The 17,161-nt window shown below is 69.7% G+C and carries 19 protein-coding genes; 8 read left to right on the top strand and 11 right to left on the bottom strand.

What is annotated here, in order from left to right; genetic code table 11:
• Nucleotides 1–2 precede the first annotated feature (2 nt).
• Entirely contained in the window at nucleotides 3–632 is a 630-nt protein-coding gene (locus tag ABFX50_RS20275; protein ID WP_346148515.1) for a hypothetical protein, read from the bottom strand.
• 310 nt (nucleotides 633–942) lie between these two features.
• Between ABFX50_RS20275 and ABFX50_RS20270 the strand changes: the two genes are divergently transcribed.
• Both ABFX50_RS20270 and ABFX50_RS20265 read left to right on the top strand, forming a co-directional pair.
• Nucleotides 943–1,275 carry a hypothetical protein gene (locus ABFX50_RS20270; RefSeq protein ID WP_346148513.1) on the top strand — a complete coding sequence of 111 codons (333 nt, stop codon included), beginning with the start codon at nucleotides 943–945 and terminating at the stop codon, nucleotides 1,273–1,275.
• Nucleotides 1,272–3,392, top strand: a complete 2,121-nt coding sequence (locus tag ABFX50_RS20265; RefSeq protein ID WP_346148511.1) for a carbon starvation CstA family protein — start codon at nucleotides 1,272–1,274, stop codon at nucleotides 3,390–3,392. Before ABFX50_RS20270 ends, ABFX50_RS20265 begins: the two co-directional genes overlap by 4 nt.
• 15 nt (nucleotides 3,393–3,407) lie before the next feature.
• Here the strand turns inward: ABFX50_RS20265 and ABFX50_RS20260 are convergent, their stop codons facing one another.
• From ABFX50_RS20260 to ABFX50_RS20225, 8 genes are all read right to left on the bottom strand, one after another.
• On the bottom strand, nucleotides 3,408–3,710 hold the full coding sequence (locus ABFX50_RS20260; RefSeq protein ID WP_183654088.1) for an antibiotic biosynthesis monooxygenase family protein: 303 nt from the start codon (nucleotides 3,708–3,710) through the stop codon (nucleotides 3,408–3,410).
• A 69-nt stretch (nucleotides 3,711–3,779) separates the two neighbouring features.
• Nucleotides 3,780–5,474, bottom strand: coding sequence for a DEAD/DEAH box helicase (locus ABFX50_RS20255; RefSeq protein WP_346148508.1), 1,695 nt, complete (start codon nucleotides 5,472–5,474; stop codon nucleotides 3,780–3,782).
• 212 nt (nucleotides 5,475–5,686) lie between these two features.
• Complete coding sequence (locus ABFX50_RS20250) at nucleotides 5,687–6,061, bottom strand: hypothetical protein (RefSeq protein WP_346148506.1); 375 nt, start codon at nucleotides 6,059–6,061, stop codon at nucleotides 5,687–5,689.
• Nucleotides 6,062–6,063: 2 nt separating this feature from the next.
• Nucleotides 6,064–8,820, bottom strand: a complete 2,757-nt coding sequence (locus ABFX50_RS20245) for an ADP-ribosyltransferase (RefSeq protein ID WP_346148504.1) — start codon at nucleotides 8,818–8,820, stop codon at nucleotides 6,064–6,066.
• A gap of 45 nt (nucleotides 8,821–8,865) precedes the next feature.
• Nucleotides 8,866–9,060, bottom strand: coding sequence for a hypothetical protein (locus ABFX50_RS20240; RefSeq protein ID WP_346148502.1), 195 nt, complete (start codon nucleotides 9,058–9,060; stop codon nucleotides 8,866–8,868).
• A gap of 107 nt (nucleotides 9,061–9,167) precedes the next feature.
• Entirely contained in the window at nucleotides 9,168–9,542 is a 375-nt protein-coding gene (locus tag ABFX50_RS20235; protein WP_346148500.1) for a YbaB/EbfC family nucleoid-associated protein, read from the bottom strand.
• Nucleotides 9,543–9,803: 261 nt separating this feature from the next.
• Nucleotides 9,804–10,085 (bottom strand): hypothetical protein, encoded by a 282-nt coding sequence (locus tag ABFX50_RS20230; RefSeq protein WP_346148497.1) that lies wholly within the window; start codon nucleotides 10,083–10,085, stop codon nucleotides 9,804–9,806.
• Between the two features lie 82 nt (nucleotides 10,086–10,167).
• The gene (locus ABFX50_RS20225; protein WP_346148495.1) at nucleotides 10,168–10,977 is read right to left on the bottom strand and encodes an alpha/beta fold hydrolase; all 810 of its coding nucleotides are present in this window, start codon (nucleotides 10,975–10,977) and stop codon (nucleotides 10,168–10,170) included.
• Nucleotides 10,978–11,104: 127 nt separating this feature from the next.
• On the opposite strand from ABFX50_RS20225, the gene ABFX50_RS20220 reads away from it, so the two are divergent.
• Nucleotides 11,105–12,493, top strand: a complete 1,389-nt coding sequence (locus ABFX50_RS20220; RefSeq protein WP_346148493.1) for a GAF domain-containing protein — start codon at nucleotides 11,105–11,107, stop codon at nucleotides 12,491–12,493.
• A 100-nt stretch (nucleotides 12,494–12,593) separates the two neighbouring features.
• On the top strand, nucleotides 12,594–13,403 hold the full coding sequence (locus ABFX50_RS20215) for a glutamate ABC transporter substrate-binding protein (protein ID WP_346148491.1): 810 nt from the start codon (nucleotides 12,594–12,596) through the stop codon (nucleotides 13,401–13,403).
• A 149-nt stretch (nucleotides 13,404–13,552) separates the two neighbouring features.
• Here the strand turns inward: ABFX50_RS20215 and ABFX50_RS20210 are convergent, their stop codons facing one another.
• On the bottom strand, nucleotides 13,553–14,476 hold the full coding sequence (locus ABFX50_RS20210) for an NAD-dependent epimerase/dehydratase family protein (protein WP_346148489.1): 924 nt from the start codon (nucleotides 14,474–14,476) through the stop codon (nucleotides 13,553–13,555).
• The gene (locus ABFX50_RS20205) at nucleotides 14,473–14,865 is read right to left on the bottom strand and encodes a hypothetical protein (protein ID WP_346148487.1); all 393 of its coding nucleotides are present in this window, start codon (nucleotides 14,863–14,865) and stop codon (nucleotides 14,473–14,475) included. Before ABFX50_RS20205 ends, ABFX50_RS20210 begins: the two co-directional genes overlap by 4 nt.
• A gap of 165 nt (nucleotides 14,866–15,030) precedes the next feature.
• On the opposite strand from ABFX50_RS20205, the gene ABFX50_RS20200 reads away from it, so the two are divergent.
• From ABFX50_RS20200 to ABFX50_RS20185, 4 genes are all read left to right on the top strand, one after another.
• Complete coding sequence (locus ABFX50_RS20200; protein ID WP_346148485.1) at nucleotides 15,031–15,912, top strand: SseB family protein; 882 nt, start codon at nucleotides 15,031–15,033, stop codon at nucleotides 15,910–15,912.
• Nucleotides 15,909–16,298: a hypothetical protein gene (locus tag ABFX50_RS20195; protein ID WP_183654040.1), complete on the top strand. Its 390-nt coding sequence runs from the start codon at nucleotides 15,909–15,911 to the stop codon at nucleotides 16,296–16,298. The genes ABFX50_RS20200 and ABFX50_RS20195 overlap by 4 nt, the downstream gene beginning before the upstream one ends.
• A gap of 115 nt (nucleotides 16,299–16,413) precedes the next feature.
• Nucleotides 16,414–16,818 (top strand): YbaB/EbfC family nucleoid-associated protein, encoded by a 405-nt coding sequence (locus ABFX50_RS20190; protein ID WP_346148482.1) that lies wholly within the window; start codon nucleotides 16,414–16,416, stop codon nucleotides 16,816–16,818.
• Nucleotides 16,815–17,159, top strand: coding sequence for a hypothetical protein (locus ABFX50_RS20185; RefSeq protein ID WP_346148480.1), 345 nt, complete (start codon nucleotides 16,815–16,817; stop codon nucleotides 17,157–17,159). The genes ABFX50_RS20190 and ABFX50_RS20185 overlap by 4 nt, the downstream gene beginning before the upstream one ends.
• Nucleotides 17,160–17,161: the final 2 nt, after the last annotated feature.

Below are 17,161 nucleotides of genomic sequence, written 5' to 3'. Positions count from 1 at the left end.
CGTCACCATCCTCCAGAATCGCGACGGGAGGTGCCTTCGCCATGGTCATCGCGGTTCGCCGCCGGATCGCGGCGGGACGCGCGGCCGTCCGACGGCGACTCCCCGAGGAGCTCTTCGAACAGGGCGCGGTAGTGCACCATCGCCTGGCGCAACTCCTCCGTCGAGGCCTTCTTCGTGACCGCACGGCCGCTGATCTCATGGGCTTGCCGGTAGCGGTCAAGAGTGGCGCCGTGTCCTACCGAAAGGTCGGACACCCGCTGCTCGAAGTCCCCGATCGGGTAGCCGCGCTCGGCCATGACCTCCGTCACCAGCTGGTCGGCCTCCGTCACCGCGAAACCAGGGGCATTGACGAACCGCTCCTGCACCTCTGTCCAGCGGGCGGCATAGGAGCGCCGCTGCTCCGGGTCCAGCGGACGGATGTCGAGCTCGGCGACGCGCTCCTCACGGGCGAGCAGCTCCTGCTCGGCCGCGCCCCTGCTCTCCTGCTCGGCCAGCGTGCGGTCGTACTCCGGGCCGAACCGTTCGCGGAGACGGCCACGGCGCTGATGCCGCAGCACGAGAAACGCGACTGCGGCGAGGGCCACCACCACTACCACGACGACGGCCACCCAGATCAGAGTCTCGGTGGTCATGTGACGCCTCCGAATCTGTTTGCTAGGACCACGGCTGCCCCGAGGGCCACACTCGAAACGCCCAGGTCAGCCCACTTTTGTGGCTTGTTTTCGCAATGGCTGACAACCGTCGGCGCCCCTGATCCGACACCGGGCGGGGGCTTCTGCCCGGCCGGGCGGGAGGCGGGCCGCCCGGCGCTGCCGGCACAGCGGCGGCGCGGGCCGGAGCGCCGGCGCGGCTGTTCCGCGGCAGGTTCTGGCACGTCAAGCGGTGTTTCAGCCCCCCGGTGCCCGGGTAGCGTCCGGGGCACCTGGGATGCAGGAGCCGCGGATGTCCAGGATCACGCTCACAACCGCCGCCCGTGAAGCGCTGCGCGCCGATGAAGTGGTCTTCTTCGACTGGCATGCCACCGGCCTGTGCTGTGCCGACGCGGGCGAGTTCTCGGTCCGGCCACTGCGACGGTCCGACCTGCCCCGGCGGGCGCGCCTGCTGGAGACCGGCCTGGTGTACGCCCATCCCATCGCCTGGGTGCATCTGGCCGAACTGCCGGTCATGGTCGACTGCCGCCCGCTGTGGCGCTGGCGGCGCTTCACCACCGACCTGCCGCCGGACGCCGGGCTGCGCTGCTGCCTGGGCAGGCCCGTAGGGGGAGGTAACCGGTGAAAGCCCGTTCCATCATCATCTGGACGGTGGTCGCCGCCGTCGGAGCCACAGGGTGGGGAGTGCTCGCCCTGTCCAGGGGCGAGAACGTCAACGCGGTCTGGCTGCTGGCCGCGGCGCTCGGCTCCTACGCCATCGCCTACCGCTTCTACGCCCGGTTCATCCTGCACAGGGTCCTGGGGGCGGACAGCCGCAGGGCCACGCCCGCCGAGCGGCTCAACAACGCCATCGACTACCACCCGACCGACCGCCGCATCCTGTTCGGCCACCACTTCGCCGCCATCGCCGGGGCCGGGCCGCTGGTGGGGCCGGTGCTGGCGGCCCAGATGGGCTACCTGCCAGGCACCATCTGGATCGTCGCCGGCGTGATCTTCGCAGGGGCCGTCCAGGACATGGTGATCCTGTTCTTCTCCATGCGGAGGAACGGCAGGAGCCTGGGGCAGATGGCGCGTGAGGAGATCGGCCCGGTGGGCGGCGCCGCCGCGCTCGTCGCCGTCTTCGCGATCATGATCATTCTGCTCGCGGTGCTGGCACTGGTCGTGGTGGGCGCCCTGGCGCAGTCGCCCTGGGGTGTCTTCTCCATCGCGATGACCATCCCCATCGCCCTGTTCATGGGGTTCTACCTGCGCACGATCCGGCCTGGCCGGGTGGTGGAGACCACCGTGATCGGCGTCGGACTGCTGATCCTGGCGATCATCGCCGGCGGCTGGGTGCAGGAGTCGAGCTGGGCGGCCACCTTCACGCTGAGCCCCTCGGCGCTGGCGCTCTGGCTGATCGCCTACGGCTTCGTCGCCGCGGTACTGCCGGTGTGGATGCTGCTCGCGCCCCGCGACTACCTGTCGACGTTCATGAAGATCGGCACCATCGTGCTGCTCGCCGTCGGCGTGGCCATCACCCTGCCCTCGCTGCAGAACACCGCGTTCACCGAGTTCGCCTTCACCGGCAAGGGGCCGGTCTTCGCCGGATCGCTGTTCCCGTTCGTCTTCATCATCATCGCCTGCGGAGCGCTTTCCGGGTTCCACTCGCTGATCGCCTCGGGCACCACGCCCAAGATGATCCAGAAGGAGACCCAGGTCCGGATGATCGGCTACGGCGCCATGCTCATGGAGTCGTTCGTCGCCGTCATGGCCATCACCGCGGCCTGCCTGCTGAGCCCCGGGCTGTACTTCGCGATGAACTCTCCGGCGGGGGTCGTCGGCACCACGGTCGAGTCCGCCGCCCAGGCCGTCAGCAACATGGGCTTCGTCATCACGCCCGAGCAGTTGCAGGCGGCGGCGCGAGCCGTACAGGAGGAGACGCTGATCGCGCGGACCGGGGGCGCGCCGACGCTCGCCGTCGGCATCTCACAGATCTTCTCCGGCTTCCTCGGAGGAGCCGCGCTGCAGGCGTTCTGGTACCACTTCGCGATCATGTTCGAGGCGCTGTTCATCCTCACCACGGTCGACGCGGGGACCAGGGTGGGCCGCTTCATGCTGCAGGACACCCTGGGCAACCTGTGGAAGCCCATCGGCCGGGTGAGCTGGTGGCCAGGGCTGATGGCGGTCAGCGCCATCGTCGTGGGCGCCTGGGGATACTTCCTCTACCAAGGCGTCAACGACCCGCTCGGCGGCATCAACCAGCTTTTCCCGCTCTTCGGCATCGCCAACCAGTTGCTCGCCGCCGTGGCGCTGACCGTCGCCACCACACTGCTGATCAAGAGCGGGCGGCTCAAGTGGGCGTGGGTGACCGCGATCCCACTCGTCTGGGACGTCGCGGTCACGCTGACCGCGAGCTACCAGAAGGTCTTCTCCAGCGATCCGACGCTCGGCTTCTTCGCCCAGCGCAACCGCTTCCAGGCGGCGCTGGATCAGGGGCAGGTGCTGGCTCCGGCCAAGAGCGTCGGCGCGATGCGGCAGATCGTGGTCAACTCCACCGTCGACGGGATCCTCGCCGCGCTGTTCGCCATCCTGATCATCATCGTCATCCTGGACGCCATCCGGGTGTGGGTGAAGGCGATCAGGGCCAAGGAGCCGCTGCCGGACACCGAGGCGCCGTTCGAGGAGTCCAGGCTCCTCGCTCCGGCCGGGCTCATCGCCACCCGCGAGGAGCGCCGGCAGATGGCCGCGACGGAAGGAGGGTAGGGTCCCGCGGGACGCTCACCGGTCGTACAGGTCGTGGTGGGTGACGCGGAGCTCCTTCTCCAGCAGGTAGTCGCCGTCGAAGTCGTAGTACTTGGCGAGGGTGACGTCGTCGCCCGCGAAGTCGGCGATCGCCTGCTCGGAGTCCCAGAAGGTCAGCGTGATGAAGTGGGCGACGCCTCCGTCCTCGCGATGCAGCACGTACGCGCCCCGGTTACCGGGAGTCGACCGGTAGTCGGGGAGCGCGACGTCGCGCATCAGCCTCAGGTAGTCCGCTGACTTCTCGATCGGGGTGGAACCGTGCCAGATTCGGGCGATCATCGGATTCCTCCGCTCTGTTTCATCGAAGCACCCGGTCCGTCGGCCATCAGGCCACCGTGAGCGGCCTCGTCATCGTGTTCGTCCGCTGCCCGTGTCACGCTCGCGGCGGACGGTCGGCCGCCTTCCCTTGATCGTGGTACGCCGGAGGGCGGCGATCACCTCGTTGGCCGCGGCCTGCGGCACCTCCACCAGCGAGAACCGGTCGGCGATCTCGATCGCGCCGATGTCGTGCCCGCTCAGGCTCGACTCGCCGGCGATCGCGCCGACCAGGTCCTGCGGCCGGATTCCTGCGCTGCGCCCCAGGCTGAAGAAGAGGCGTGCCATTCCACCCGCAGGGGTGCGGGCGCGTCGCTCGCCGTCCCTGGCGGGCTCCCGCTGCCCACGCCGCTTCTCCACGATCCGCGGGGCCACCTCGGGAATCTCCTCCTCGTCGAGCGCGGCGCCGCTGGACTCGTGCGCCAGCTTGACGGCGGCGAGCGCCACCTCCATGAGGTCGAACTCGTCGGTGAGCGACTCGACCAGGACGCGGAAGTGCTCCAGGTCGTCCTGGAGCAGGCACTCCTCCAGCGCGACCCGGGTCAGCTCCATCCGGCGCGTGTGCAGGTCGGCGAGGGTCGGCAGCCTCCCCACCGGGATCCGCTGCCTGGTCACCCGCTCTATCGCCTTGAGCATCCGGTGCTCGCGCGGCTCCACCAGGGTCAGCGCCACCCCTTCGCGGCCGGCGCGGCCCACCCTGCCGATGCGGTGGACGTACGCCTCCGGCGCGGACGGGACGTTGTAGTTGACGACGTGGGTGAGCTGTTCGATGTCGAGGCCGCGCGCCGCCACGTCGGTCGCGATGAGCAGGTCGGCGGTCCCCGCCCGCAGCCGTGACATCACTCGGTCGCGTTGCTCCTGCTCCATGCCGCCGTGCAGGGCCTCGGCGCGGTGGCCGCGTCCGTTCATCGCCTCCGTGAGCTGGTCGACCTCGTCACGGGTACGGCAGAAGATGATCGCGGCTGTCGGCGCCTCGATGTCAAGGAGGCGGCCGAGCGCCGCGGGTTTGTGCGCCCTGGCGACCAGGTACGCGCTCTGCTCCACCAGCGGCGTCGTCTGGCGCCCCTCTGCGGCCGTGTGCCCCATCTCTATCCGCACCGGGTCGCGCAGGTGACGGCGGGCGATCCCATCGATGCGCACCGGGATCGTCGCGGAGAACAGCACGGTCTGGCGATCCTCGGGGGTCGCCGCGAGAATCGCCTCGATGTCGTCGGCGAACCCCATGTCGAGCATCTCGTCCGCCTCGTCCAGCACGACGGTGCGCAGACCCTCCAGGTCGAGCGTTCCCCTGCCGATGTGATCGAGGGCCCGTCCCGGCGTCGCGACCACGACGTCCACCCCGCGCCTGAGCGCCTGCAACTGCCTGCCGATGGGCGCGCCGCCGTAGATCGGCAGCACGCGGGTGCCCAGGATGCGGCCGTACCGATGGAACGCCTCCGAGACCTGAACGGCCAGCTCCCGCGTGGGCACGAGCACCAGCGTCGCCGGCCCTGCGTCACCACCGGAGTGGAGCATCCGCTGGAGCACGGGCAAGGCGAACGCCGCGGTCTTCCCCGTGCCCGTCGCCGCCTGCCCCAGCAGATCGCGCCCCTCCACCAACGGGGGGATCGCCTCTCTCTGGATGGGAGTGGGCTCCTCGTATCCCAGAGCGGACAGCACGTCCAGGAGCTCGGATCGCAGCCCCAGCTCGGCGAAGGTGCCCTCGCCTCCGGTCGCGTTCATGGTCATCGCCGACTCCTCACGTCATTCGACACCGCCTGCCGCCGGCCATCTTCCCGGAAAGGTCCGTCGACAGGCCGGTGCGGGGGCGTCAGGCTGCGGGCTCGTCCCGCTCAGCACGGCGGTCGTCGCTGTCCCACTGTGGCCCACCGTGCGCAATACCGCAGCTCTACCCTTGCGAAGAGCCCGGGAACGTCGAGGGGGTCATGGGTGGTGTGGGTTCAGCTCCGTCGTGCGCGCTCGTCGAGGGCGGCCAGCGAGGACAGTTCCTCCCACTGACCGGCCGGGACCATCCCGAACAGCGGGTCTTCGGGCTCGTCGGCCCATCGCTCCAGGGCCGCGAGCGGGGAGTCGTTCGCGGCCTTGGCCTGGCGCAAGCGCTTCGCCCATGCGATGGCCGCGTTCCTGCCGTGCGCCGTCGCGGACCCGGCGGGCGCGAATCCCGCCGCCTCCTCTCTGAGGGCGGCCCATAGATAGCCCAGAAGCCTGCTCTGGTGCGAGACAGGGACGCATCTGATCGCGCCCGCCGCTGTCCACGACCATTCGTCCGGGGCGTCGACGGTGTGGAACTCAGGGTTGTCCCATGCCGAATTCATGATCAGCCTTCCTGTTCCAAGACGGTACCGAACACCTTGTACTGGCCGTCCTCGAACAGCACCTTGTCCACCCGATACCGCGTCCCCCTGTCGAGCAGCAGCTCGGTGGTAGGTCCCAAGAGGGCGTCGACATGCGGGTGCACTCCCTGCAGGTGCACGGCGTGCGTGCCCGCGGGGAGTCTGAGCCAGACCTTGACCAGATTCTCGGTAGTAGCGAAATGGATCAGGCGAAGGGGATTCTTGCCGGTGGACGTTGACAGGTATGCGAGATCCCGCTGCGTCGTTCCTTCGAGACGGTCCAGCGGACGATCGAAGGCGTCGGCCCCAACCTGTCTGGTCACCACGACGTCTGCAGGTACGACGGAGTGCAGCATCGCCGCGTCGAGGTTGGTGACGTGCGCCGCCGCCTCAGGCGACAATTCCCCCTGCCCGCGCAAAGGTTGGTTGATCGGTCCGTACCCGGCTGTCTCCCTGTAGGTGTACAGCGAGTCCCTTTGCGCTCCCGTGAGCTCCCTGGACTGCGGAGTCATGTGCTGGGCGACCCAGTCGCCCCATTCACCATCCGTACGGAACCGGGCGGCGCCCTCGCTCCACTGGGACAGGCCGTCCCAGTCGGTGACCTCCTGCGAGCGGAAGCTCCGGTCGGCCAGTGCTTCGTGGAACTCGTGTTTGAGGTAGCGGACGAAGTCCTCGTTCACCGAGCGCCACTTCATCCCCTGGTGCACGTGCAGGGTGTTGGTCCCCTCGTCGTAGAAGACGCTTGTGTCCCTCCGCTCGTGCTCCCCGAAGAGAGAGATCTCCAGATTCACCCCGAGATCTCTGAACGCGATCAATGTGTCCCTCGGGACGCTACCGTCCCGCTGTATCCATTCCGTCAAGTCGGCGATCCGCTCGGCCTGCCGGGCGTTGTGCTCCGCGCGCGCACGGGCGTGCTCGAGCATCTCGGGAGACTGACGCGCCCGCTCCGCCGCGGCTCTGGCCGCGTCGGCGGCCGCCCGCGCGCCCGCGACATCTCCCTCGGCAAGTGCGTTCCTGGCGTCGTCGAGGTGCCGGGGGCCCTCCACTGTGTGCAGCGGCGCCTCACGCGTCCAGCCGTCCCCCGACGCCCGCGTCTGGGCCTGCGGTGCGGGCGGGAGCACCTGCTCGGAGTCCGCGAGCCGGGTACCCGGCTGCTCCCAGCCGCCGTCCCATACCTCCAGTCCCTCGGGTTCGTCGGCTCGTGCCGTCTCGCGGTGGGCCGGCGGGTCGATCGACCGGTTGATCAGGTCGTCGACCGTGGGCCTGGCGTGCCCGGAGCCGTTCGCATCGCCTGCCCGGCCCGCGTTGTCGCCGGCGAGACGCTCCTCGACGGGGTCGACGCCCGGGGCGCGGTCCTTGGAGCCGTCGACGCCGGCGGTGCGGTCGGCGGTGGTCGCTGGGGTGCGTCCGCCGCCCTCCTGCGGGACGGCGTGTGCTGGAGCCGTCTCGTGGATGGCGCGGTGAGGCGCGGCGGCTGGAGGGCGGACGGGCGCCTCAGGGATCTCCCCCGCCACGGTTCTGGTGCGGGGGCCGCCGGCCGGCTGGTCTCGCGCGGGCGTGACCATCGGCGGGTCAGGACGCGCGGCCACGACCGGTGAGATGGGCTCGATCTGTGGACCGCGAGCGGAAGGGCCCGGCGTGCTGGGCTGTTCTCCGCGCGGCGTGTGGGCGAGGCCGTCAGGGGCGGCCTGCGCGAGGCCGGTGGGGGGCGTACCGTCCGGACGCGCACCGTCCTCGGCGCGATGGACGCCGGGCGCGGGCGCGCCGGCGGCCTGGTGGCCGAGTGGAGGCCCGGCGTCGGGCATCCCATCCGAAGAGCGACCAGGCGGGGATGCGCCGCCACCTTCGGCGTGACGAGGGGACAGATGGGGGCCGAGCAGATGCTGGCCGTCGACGCCCAGTACCGCGGAGGTGCCACCTTTGACGATGAGATCCCAGTCCAGTGGCCTGCCGTCCAGCGCCATGCTGATCGCGGTTGTGGCCGACCCGGCGATGCCGTACTGCAATGACTGGCCGGGCAGCGTAGTCGTCAGGCGCGCCAGCAGGGTCTCTCCCAACGTCGCCTCCGCGCGCGCCACGCCGGCGCGCAACGCGGGGGTGGCCAGCCGCCCGAGCCCGCCGCCCAGCAGCCCGGTCAGCATCCCGTTGATCGCTCCGTCGCGTGCACTGATCAGTAGCTCATGGCCGTCGATCTCGTCCAGCCGTCCACCCTCGCGCTGCGTGTACCGCGTCAGGAAGGTCAGCGCCGCGCCGAAGGCGCCGAACGCAATCATGTACATCACGGTGGTGTTACGGATCTGCACCGCACTCATCCTGGCAATCTGCAGCAACGGCCGGAGCGCCCATGGCGCCTGCCAGATCACCAGCGGCAGCGCGATGAGCAGGAAGAGCACGATTAACGTGATCATGCGTTGGGCGTGCTGGATCGCCACGCCCACTCCGTTCAACGAGATCGCCGCGCGTATCAGCCGTTGGACCAGGTCCGCTCGCCGTCCGCCCACCGTCCGCTGAACGTGAATGACGAACTCCTGCTGGGCGGCGCCGTCCCACAACTCGCCGACCATGCGGGCCGTGGCCGGATCAGCCGCCTCAGTGTCGGCGACCACCTGATGGGCCGCGACCACGCAGGCGTCGGCCATGCGGAAACAGCCCTGTGGGTCCCCTTCAGGCCAGGCCATGCCGGTGACCCAGTCGATGTACGGCCGCAGTGCTTCCGGCACCACGCAGCCGTCAAACGGCATGGGCGACGGCCATCGGTGTCACCGCGAAGAGCGAGTGAACGGCGATCACGGATCCGCCAGATTGGCGTGCTCGGCCGTCTCGTAGTTGGTGGCGTTCGCGTTCAGTCCCTTGCTCGTGCCCTCGAGCTCGTGGAGATAGGCGTCGAACGCGTCGTAGATACCCTGCTCGATCGCGGGCAGCTGTCTGGCCAGCTCGACGCCGTAATGATCGTTTCCAAGGGCGGTCCTATCTCTGTCCAAGGCCGCCCGCAGCGTGCTCTTGGCCGATGACGCCTTGGCATGACGTTCCCTGGTGGAAGCGCCCTCCCGCCGCAGATCCTGCCACTCCGCGGAGTAGCCCTCATGGTTCATGCAGCGCCCGGCCCGGGAAGAAGGGAGTCGAGATCCACACCCTCACCGAAAAGTTCCTCGTACGGCACGCCGTCGGGCATGAGCGGGCTGATCAGCTCCTTCGACCGGTCCGCCACGATGGCGGCGGCGCGGTTGAGCTGTTCCGTGATCGTGCGCGCGAGCTCGGAGGGTGGCAGCCTGCGGTAGACCCTCGCATCAAGCTCGATGGCCTTGACCTGCCCGCGTGCACCCACCGTCACCGTGACCATCTCGTCGCCTGATCGCACGGTGGCCTCCAGCTCGTTGAGCTTGCCGTACGCGTCCTTGACCAGGCGAGCGTGTCGCTCGTACTCCTCGGTGAGCTCGTTGAGCGTCGCACTGAACTCGTCCAACCCCCACACCCATCCTTCATCGGCTCGTAGGCGCTGTGGCCGGTCAATCCTATGGGGACAGATATAGATACGGGCTGAAGGTCCAATGGGTGACGAATTGGCAGGGCCGACATCCGCCCAGTTCACCGCGGCGCAACCCGCGTAGCGCGGTCAGCCGCCACAAGAGATGGAGCGGATTGTCACGAGCGAAGGTCTCGAATCGGTGACGGCCACCCCGCGCGCTGCGGTGCGCGGAGCGGCCGTCACGTCATGGGGTCGCGCCTAGCGGGCGACGTGGTCGGCCAGGATCGCTGCCGCTCCCTGGGGGTCGTCGACCGGGTGCCGCTTGTTGGCGTTCTGCCAGGAGTAACTGCCCCCGCCGTAGCCGACGAAGACCCATACCGGCAGGCCGGGCGCGGGCCTGTGCACCATGAGCGCGGTGTTGTTGTCCCTCAGCTCGGCGTTGACGCCCAGCAGGATGAGCGCGTCGCGCAGCCGGACGAGCTGATGCTCCTGGCCGAGCCTGGCCAGGTCGACGGTGTCGGCGGGAGCGATCCTGGTCACCTCGCGCTCCTTGTGCTCCGCCACCCGCGGATCGGTCGAGACACGTCCTCTCCCCCTTGTGCGTACGGTCCAGGGCCCTGCGTCAGGTACGCAGGAAGGCGCCCAGGGTCTGGTTGAACTTGTCGGGCTCCTCGCTGAACGGGGCGTGGCCGCTGTGGTCGAACCTGGCCACCTGTGCCTTCGGCAGCCGGTCGGCCAGCCACTCGTCGAGGTCGCCGGGGAAGATCTTGCTGCGGGCGCCGTACATCAGGAGGGTCGGGACGGTGAGCTCCCGCAGGACGGGGCGCAGATCCGCGTAGGCCATGTCGTACCAGACGGACAGGGCCGCCGACGTGGCCATCTTGGTGGTCTCGGCGTAGACCGCGTCGATCACCTCGTCCGGCGGAGTCTCGGCGAAGCACGCGGCGATGAACGGCTTGATCACGCTCGGCCTGGCGTATCGGACACCCTGCGCGAAGACGGCGAGGTCGGTCGTGGAGTAGCCGCCGAGCAGCGGGAAGTCCCAGCCCTCCCCGTCGAGGAATCTCGGCGACTGGTCGACGAAGGCCGCCGACCGCAGCAGGTCGCAGCCGAACTGCTGGACGTACGACAGGATGACCGCGGTGCCCATCGACCAGCCCACCATGGACACCTCGCGCAGCTGCAGATGCTGCAGCAGGGCGCGAATGTCGCGCGCGTATTGCGACAAAGTGTGGCCATCATCTGTTTTCCCGGACAAACCATGCCCGCGCAGGTCTACAGTGATGACCCGATTGGACTCGCTGAGCGCGCCGACGTTCTGCCCCCAGAACGTGCTGTTCATCGTCCACCCGTGAATGAGCAGCACAGCGGGCCCAGACCCATGGTCTTCGTAGTAAAGCGGCACGCCGTCCGCCAGCTCCAGGTATGACATCTTGTCTCTCCAACAAGTTGAAATGTCCGGGCCGTAACGACTATCCGCTATGCGCCTTGGCCTCCCAAGGGTTTCGGCAGCGTTGCATAGGGGTTGCAATCGGTACTAACTTGCTCGTCAGGAGATCATGGACGACTCGACGCGACGGCTGGCCCGCGCTCGCGAGAGCGCGCTGAGTGGCCAACGACCTGCGCAGGTACGCCCGGAGGTACGTGCGTCGTGGGATCGCGCCCGCCTGCAGGGCGTCCACCCCGACCGCTCGCTGCCGCCCATCGAGCTGCGGGACGACCGGGTGCGCAGGCTGCAACGCGATCATCCGATGGCCTCGGTCTGGCCCACGTTGCTCGGCACGCTGCGCGACGCGGCCACCCAGCCGGGCCATCTGATCTTCGCCAGCGACTCGGCGGGACACCTGCTCTGGGTCATGGGCGACCGATCGGCGCGCAGGCTGGCCGAGGGCGTGCACCTGGTGCCCGGCGCGCTGTGGAGCGAGGGCAAGGCGGGCACCAGCGGGGTGGGGACGGCGCTCGCGCTGGGCCGGCCGTTCCGCGTCCGCGGCCCCGAGCACTTCCTCTCGGTCGCGGTGGACTTCACCTGTTGCGCCGCGCCCATCAGGAACCCGGTCACCGGCGAGCTGCTCGGCGCCATCGACGTGACCTGTCCCACCTCTGCCGCGAACTCGCTGTCGATGTCCCTGGTCGCGGCGGCCGCGCGGCTGGCCGAGGCGCAACTGGGCGAGCACACCAGGCAGCAGGACGAGCGGTTGCGCATGCGCTATCTCGAGCACGTCATGCGCCACAAGGGCATTCACAGCGCGCTGGTCGGCGCCGACGGCCGCGTGCTGCACGCCTCGCCGGGCGGCTGGCTGCCGCAGCGCTGGCCGTCGCCGCCCCGAGAGGGCCCCGCGACGCTGCCCGACGGCCGCAGGGTGGTCTTCGAGCGGCTGTCGGCGACCGGGCCCTTCGCCGTCCACTGCACCGACGGCGTCGACAGCACCAGCGAGTCCCTGCTGCTGCACGCGCTCGGCCGCGACCGCGCGTGGATCCGCCTGGACGGCGTCGCCCACGAGCTCAGCGCCAGGCACAGCGAGCTCGTCGTGCTTCTGGCCGCCCATCCCGCAGGGCTGACCGCCGACGCCCTGGCCCGCCTGACGTACGGGCAGGGCGGCAAGACGGTCACCGTCCGCGCGGAGATGACCCGGCTGCGCCGCGTCCTGGGCTACCGCCTGGCCTCCGATCCTTACCGGCTGCTCGGGCGGACGGTGGCCGACTTCCTCACCCTGGACGACGAGCTGGCCACCGGCAGCGTCGGCGCGCTGCTCGACCGCTACCGGGGGCCGCTGCTGCCGTCGTCGCGGGCCGAAGGGGTCGAGGCGCTGCGCGACCGGCTGCACCAGCGGCTGCGCGGCAGGGTCCTGTCCCACGGCGACGCCGACGCTCTCACCCGCTGGACCACCGCCCCGCACGGGCGGGAGGATCTGCCGGCACGGCAGGCGCTGGAGCGAGCCGAGAGCTGACCATCGGTCTGTTCGGCCCGCGGACCTCTTGATTTCCGGCCATGCGCCGTTCACCGGCACGTCACCGGCCCTGCCTACGCTGAGCCCCCTGGAGGGGCTCATGCGGAAGCTTGTCTCGTCCGTCGCCGCGGCGTCGCTGCTGTCCGGCTGCGGCGGCGACCTCGCCGGCGCCCGGTCGATCCTGGACAAGGACGAGCTGGTCGTGGCCGTGAAGTCGGATCAGCCCGGCCTGGCCGTGAGAACCAGCGGAGGGGTGTTCCAGGGCTTCGATGTCGACGTGGCCGCCTACGTGGCCGCTCGGCTGGGCAAGAAGGTCTCCTTCGTCGCGACGACCTCGGAGGGCAGGGAGGCGAAGCTGCGCGAAGGGGCGGCCGACATGGTGGTCGCGACCTATTCCATCAGCGCGGAACGTAAGAGGCAGGTGACGTTCGCCGGGCCGTACTACGTCTCTCGCCAGGACATTCTGGTCCGCGCGGGGTACGGCAGGATCCGGAACGTGCGTGATCTCAAGGGGCGCAGGCTCTGCGAGGCACAGGGCTCCATCTCCACCTCACGCATCGTCGACGGGCACCGGATCGCCGCGGTGCTGGTTCCCGCCAGGACCTACGGCGAGTGCGTCGACCTGCTCAGATCGGGGGCCGTGGAAGCCGTCTCCACAGGAGACCTGATCCTGGCCGGGTTCGCCGTCCGCGAGCGCGACGCGTTCGCCATCGTGAACGCTCCGTTCACCGCCGAGAGGTACGGCATCGCCCTGCCCCTGGGCGACGTGGAGGGATGCGAGCAGGTCAACCGGGCCATCACGGACATGTACCAGGACGGCACCGCGGCCAGGCTCCTGGACAAGTGGTTCGGCGCGAGCGGTCTCCAGCTGTCGGCCTTCGTGCCGGAGTTCGAGGGCTGTACGCCGTAGACCCCCCGGGATGGGCTCCACACGGACGGAAGTCACGAGGCCGGTCGTGGGGCGGCCTGCCGCGGCGCCGATCACCGTGGGTGTCGCACCGCTCGGGGCTGACCGATCCCGACGGCCGCTCTCGCGACCGCGATCGGGGGCGCGCCGTCTCAGCCGAGCCCCAGACCTTCGCTCAGGTTCCGGTACACCGGGGTCCAGCCGAGCTCCCTGGTGGCCTTGGCATGGGAGACCCGCATCGTCGTGTCGATCATCAGACAGCCCAGATACGGTACGGCCAGCCGGATCAGCCACCGCGGCGTCACGACAGGACGAGGGGTGCCGTGTGCTCGGGCGACCGCGGTGAGGAAGGTCCGCCAGCTCGCGGGCTGGTCGTCCACGATGTTGTACGCCTCCCCGTCACGGCCGCGTTCCATGGCCGCCACCGCGGCCGTCGCCGCGTCCTCCACGTGGATGAAGGACGTGGTCCCCGTCTCCCCCCGCGGCAGCACCGGAGCCCGCTTACGCATCAGGTCGGCGAACATGTCGCTGAACGCGTGCCTGCCGTAGAACATCCCGTACCGCAGCGCGATGCCCTCGATGCCGTCCGCGGCGAACACCTGCCGCTCGGTGGCCACGCTGGAGTCCGTCACCAGGTCGCCCACGTTGCCGGCGTGCAGGCCGAAGACGTCGTTCTCGGTCAGGACCCTGGTCCCGTGATCGCGGTAGCCGTACCCGGTGATCAGCGACTGGGTGACGAAGCGCCGCGCGCCCACCGCCCGCGCGGCCTCGAGGAGATGTTCGGTCCCCCTGCCGCGCAGGAGGATGGTGGGGTCGTCGGGGCGCAGCCTGCGCCCGGCCTCCCGCAGCGCCGTGGCCTGGTGCATGACCACGTCGGCGGCGTGGCCGTCGACCGCGCGCAGCAGGCCGTCGCGATCCATCACATCCGCGATCACGGGGAGCGCGCCGTGATCCGCGACGAGCCGCCGCTTGGCGGGATCGCGGATGACCGCGATCACCTCGTGCCCCGAGGCGGCCAGCGCCGACAGCAGCGGCCGCCCGATCGCTCCGGTGGCACCGGCGAGCAGGACCCTCATCGCGCCTGCTCCTTCGCCCCGCTCACACGCAGGTGGCGGGCGCGGAACACGATGCCCACCACCGCCAGGAGGGCCTGAGCGCCGATCATGTAGGGATCGCTCACGGCGCCGCCGAGATGGGAGTCCATCGCGTGGTTCACCGTGTGGATCAGGCCGGCCGTGGCGAGGCCGACAAGGACGACCAGGATGGCGTCCCGCCACACCAGCGCCGCCACCAGGGCGATCCCGATGCCGACGTGGAAGGCGCCCAGGTCGTGCAGGAAGTGCTCATGCGGGGGAAAGTTGACGTATTCGGCGAACGACTGCGGCCATCCCCACATCCAGACACCGAAGACCAGCGTGTACAGCGCACTCAAGGCCACGACCACATTCGTGACAGACCGTGCCATGACGACCTCCTGTCTCGGTTGAACTGACGACTGGACGAGACAGCCGTTCCCGATGTGACAGAAAGTCGCAAATCACCTCACCCACCCTGCCGACCCCCGCCTCCAGCCCCTGCTCGGTACGTGGCCTACGGCCCGCGGCTTGGAATCAGGAGACCGCTGATTAGGGTGATCACCGTGCAGCAGCCGTCAACTGAGTTCGAGGAACGCCTCTGGGCCGCGTTCGAGGCAGGCGCGACAGCCCTGTGCCTGGGCATGCTGAGGGACGCCGACTTCGCGCTGCCGATGACCAAGGCGGCCGCCGAAGGGCTGGAACCGGTCGCGTGGCCGACGGTCGTCGCGGACGGGCGTACCTGGATGCTGGCCTACACCTCGGCCGCCGCCATGGTGGAGGGCAACGGCGGCTGGACCGAGCACCACAGGATCGCCTCGATGGTGGACCTGGCCGCCGGCTGGCCGGACCCACGCTGGGGGCTGGCGATCAACCTGGGGCTGCCGGTGAGCTTCCTGCTCGAGTCGGGGACGGTCGCCAGGCTGGCCGTCCCCACGCTCGCCCAGGACCTCCTGCTCGACCCGGAGGCGGGGGTGCCTCTGCTGCAGAAGCTGCTGAGCCCCTCCGCCATCAAGGACATGGTGCTCGGCGGCGAGGACAGGGTCTCCGGCTACGTCCACCACGCACTGGACGTCGCGCACATCGCCACGCCCGCCGTCCTGGTGGACGCGCTCGGCCAACCCGCCATGCTCACCCCCACGGGGAGCGTCAACCTGCTGCGCTGGCGTCCGGTGGGGCTCGAGCTGTACCGCACGCCGTACGGCGGGCTGGACGAGGAACGGCGCGACGCGGTGGCCGGCTGGGTGGTGGAGGAGCCGCCGTTCATCGGTCTCGGCCTGGTGCCCAACGTCGACCAGGTGATCCGCGAGTACAAGGTGTACGGCGTCGGCCTCACGCACGGCGCGGAGATCTGGGAGCTGGCCGACGACGGCCTGGAGTACAGGCGCGCCTTCTACCATGGCGACCTGCGGCGCTGGCTGCTGGTGAGACCCGCATGAAGGGGCACTCCTACCGCGCCCGCTGGCACGGCGCCGACTACCCGGCCAGTCCCGAGGCGTCCGCGCTCGAGGTCTGGCTGCGGCTGCGCAGCGACGAGCCCGCCGAGGGTTTCACCGAGGTCGAGGAGGGATGCCACGTCATGCCCGTCCCCGCCACCGCGTGCGAAGCGGTGTGGTACGTGACCACGGTGTGCCGGTGGCGAGGCGTGGAGTGCCACGTGCACGACGAGCGTGAGGGGGAGCTGCTGCTGGAGTATCTGGGCGGCTCGGCGCCCGAGGCCGCGGCGCTGGGCATGGAGCGGATCGAGCGGGGCGTCTACCGCCGCTGGGTACCCGTGGCCGAAGTCGAAGATCTCCAGGAGCACGCCGTACCGCTGGCATTGTGACTTTGCCGCGTTTAAGCGAATTATCCGGACGTTCTTGTCGAATGATGTTCATGTGCCGGAAACTAGCCAGTAACACGCAGGATGCAGGAGCGTGTCCCGGGGCTGGGGAGGTCAGATGGAGTCGTTGGACGAGGGGGACGCAGCAGGCCTTCAGGCCTACGCGGACGAGCTGCGGGCGACCTTCATGCGGATCCAGGACGAGGGCGCGGAACTCCACGCCAAGGCCAAGGCCGTACAGGTGACGGAGAAGTCGCGCGACGGGCTGGTGTCGGTCACGGTCGGCTCGCGCGGCGAGCTCGTACGGCTCGACATCGACCCGCGCGTCTACCGGCACCCGGACGCGCGAGGCCTCGCCGACTCGATCACCGAGACGGTCCGGCGGGCGGCCGCACAGGTCCAGGAGCGGATCACCGAGCTCTTCGCGCCACTGGTCCCCGCCGAGCAGATGCAGGCGCATCTGGAGGGTGATCTCGAGACGGTGATGAAACAGCTGGCCGAGCAGATGGGCGGCAAGCGGTGAACGGACCGAACAGGGGCGTGCTGGTCTCGAAGATCGAGTTCTACCGCGGGGTGAGCGTGTGGAACACCACCGTGACCGACATGGAGGTCACCTACCACGAGCGCATGGCGGAGATCGAGGAGCTCCACGCCGCCGCGCCCTGGGGTGACGGAACGGAGGGCCTCGCCTTCCACCGGAGCTACCTGGGTGACGGCGCTCCCACCACGCTGCTGGACAACGGCAAGCACACCATCCGTCAGCTCGCTGACCTGGGGCCGAGAGTGCGCAAGGGCGTGGAGAACCTGGTCGGCACGGACACCGCCATCGCGGAGAACGTGAGGAACTCCGTGCGCGAGGTGTGAGG

This window comes from Nonomuraea recticatena, assembly GCF_039533245.1.
Taxonomy (GTDB): Bacteria; Actinomycetota; Actinomycetes; order Streptosporangiales; family Streptosporangiaceae; genus Nonomuraea; species Nonomuraea roseola.
The sequence above is the reverse complement of the archived record's forward strand: the minus strand, read 5'-3'. Positions and strand labels throughout refer to the sequence as shown.

Bases quoted from the DNA above. Each gene is read 5' to 3' on its own strand.
- ABFX50_RS20275 (WP_346148515.1), bottom strand. From the start codon at position 632: ATGACCACCGAGACTCTGATCTGGGTGGCCGTCGTCGTGGTAGTGGTG.
- ABFX50_RS20270 (WP_346148513.1), top strand. From the start codon at position 943: ATGTCCAGGATCACGCTCACAACCGCCGCCCGTGAAGCGCTGCGCGCC.
- ABFX50_RS20260 (WP_183654088.1), bottom strand. From the start codon at position 3,710: ATGATCGCCCGAATCTGGCACGGTTCCACCCCGATCGAGAAGTCAGCG.
- ABFX50_RS20255 (WP_346148508.1), bottom strand. From the start codon at position 5,474: ATGACCATGAACGCGACCGGAGGCGAGGGCACCTTCGCCGAGCTGGGG.
- ABFX50_RS20250 (WP_346148506.1), bottom strand. From the start codon at position 6,061: ATGAATTCGGCATGGGACAACCCTGAGTTCCACACCGTCGACGCCCCG.
- ABFX50_RS20245 (WP_346148504.1), bottom strand. From the start codon at position 8,820: ATGCCGTTTGACGGCTGCGTGGTGCCGGAAGCACTGCGGCCGTACATC.
- ABFX50_RS20225 (WP_346148495.1), bottom strand. From the start codon at position 10,977: ATGTCATACCTGGAGCTGGCGGACGGCGTGCCGCTTTACTACGAAGAC.
- ABFX50_RS20220 (WP_346148493.1), top strand. From the start codon at position 11,105: ATGGACGACTCGACGCGACGGCTGGCCCGCGCTCGCGAGAGCGCGCTG.
- ABFX50_RS20215 (WP_346148491.1), top strand. From the start codon at position 12,594: ATGCGGAAGCTTGTCTCGTCCGTCGCCGCGGCGTCGCTGCTGTCCGGC.
- ABFX50_RS20210 (WP_346148489.1), bottom strand. From the start codon at position 14,476: ATGAGGGTCCTGCTCGCCGGTGCCACCGGAGCGATCGGGCGGCCGCTG.
- ABFX50_RS20205 (WP_346148487.1), bottom strand. From the start codon at position 14,865: ATGGCACGGTCTGTCACGAATGTGGTCGTGGCCTTGAGTGCGCTGTAC.
- ABFX50_RS20195 (WP_183654040.1), top strand. From the start codon at position 15,909: ATGAAGGGGCACTCCTACCGCGCCCGCTGGCACGGCGCCGACTACCCG.
- ABFX50_RS20190 (WP_346148482.1), top strand. From the start codon at position 16,414: ATGGAGTCGTTGGACGAGGGGGACGCAGCAGGCCTTCAGGCCTACGCG.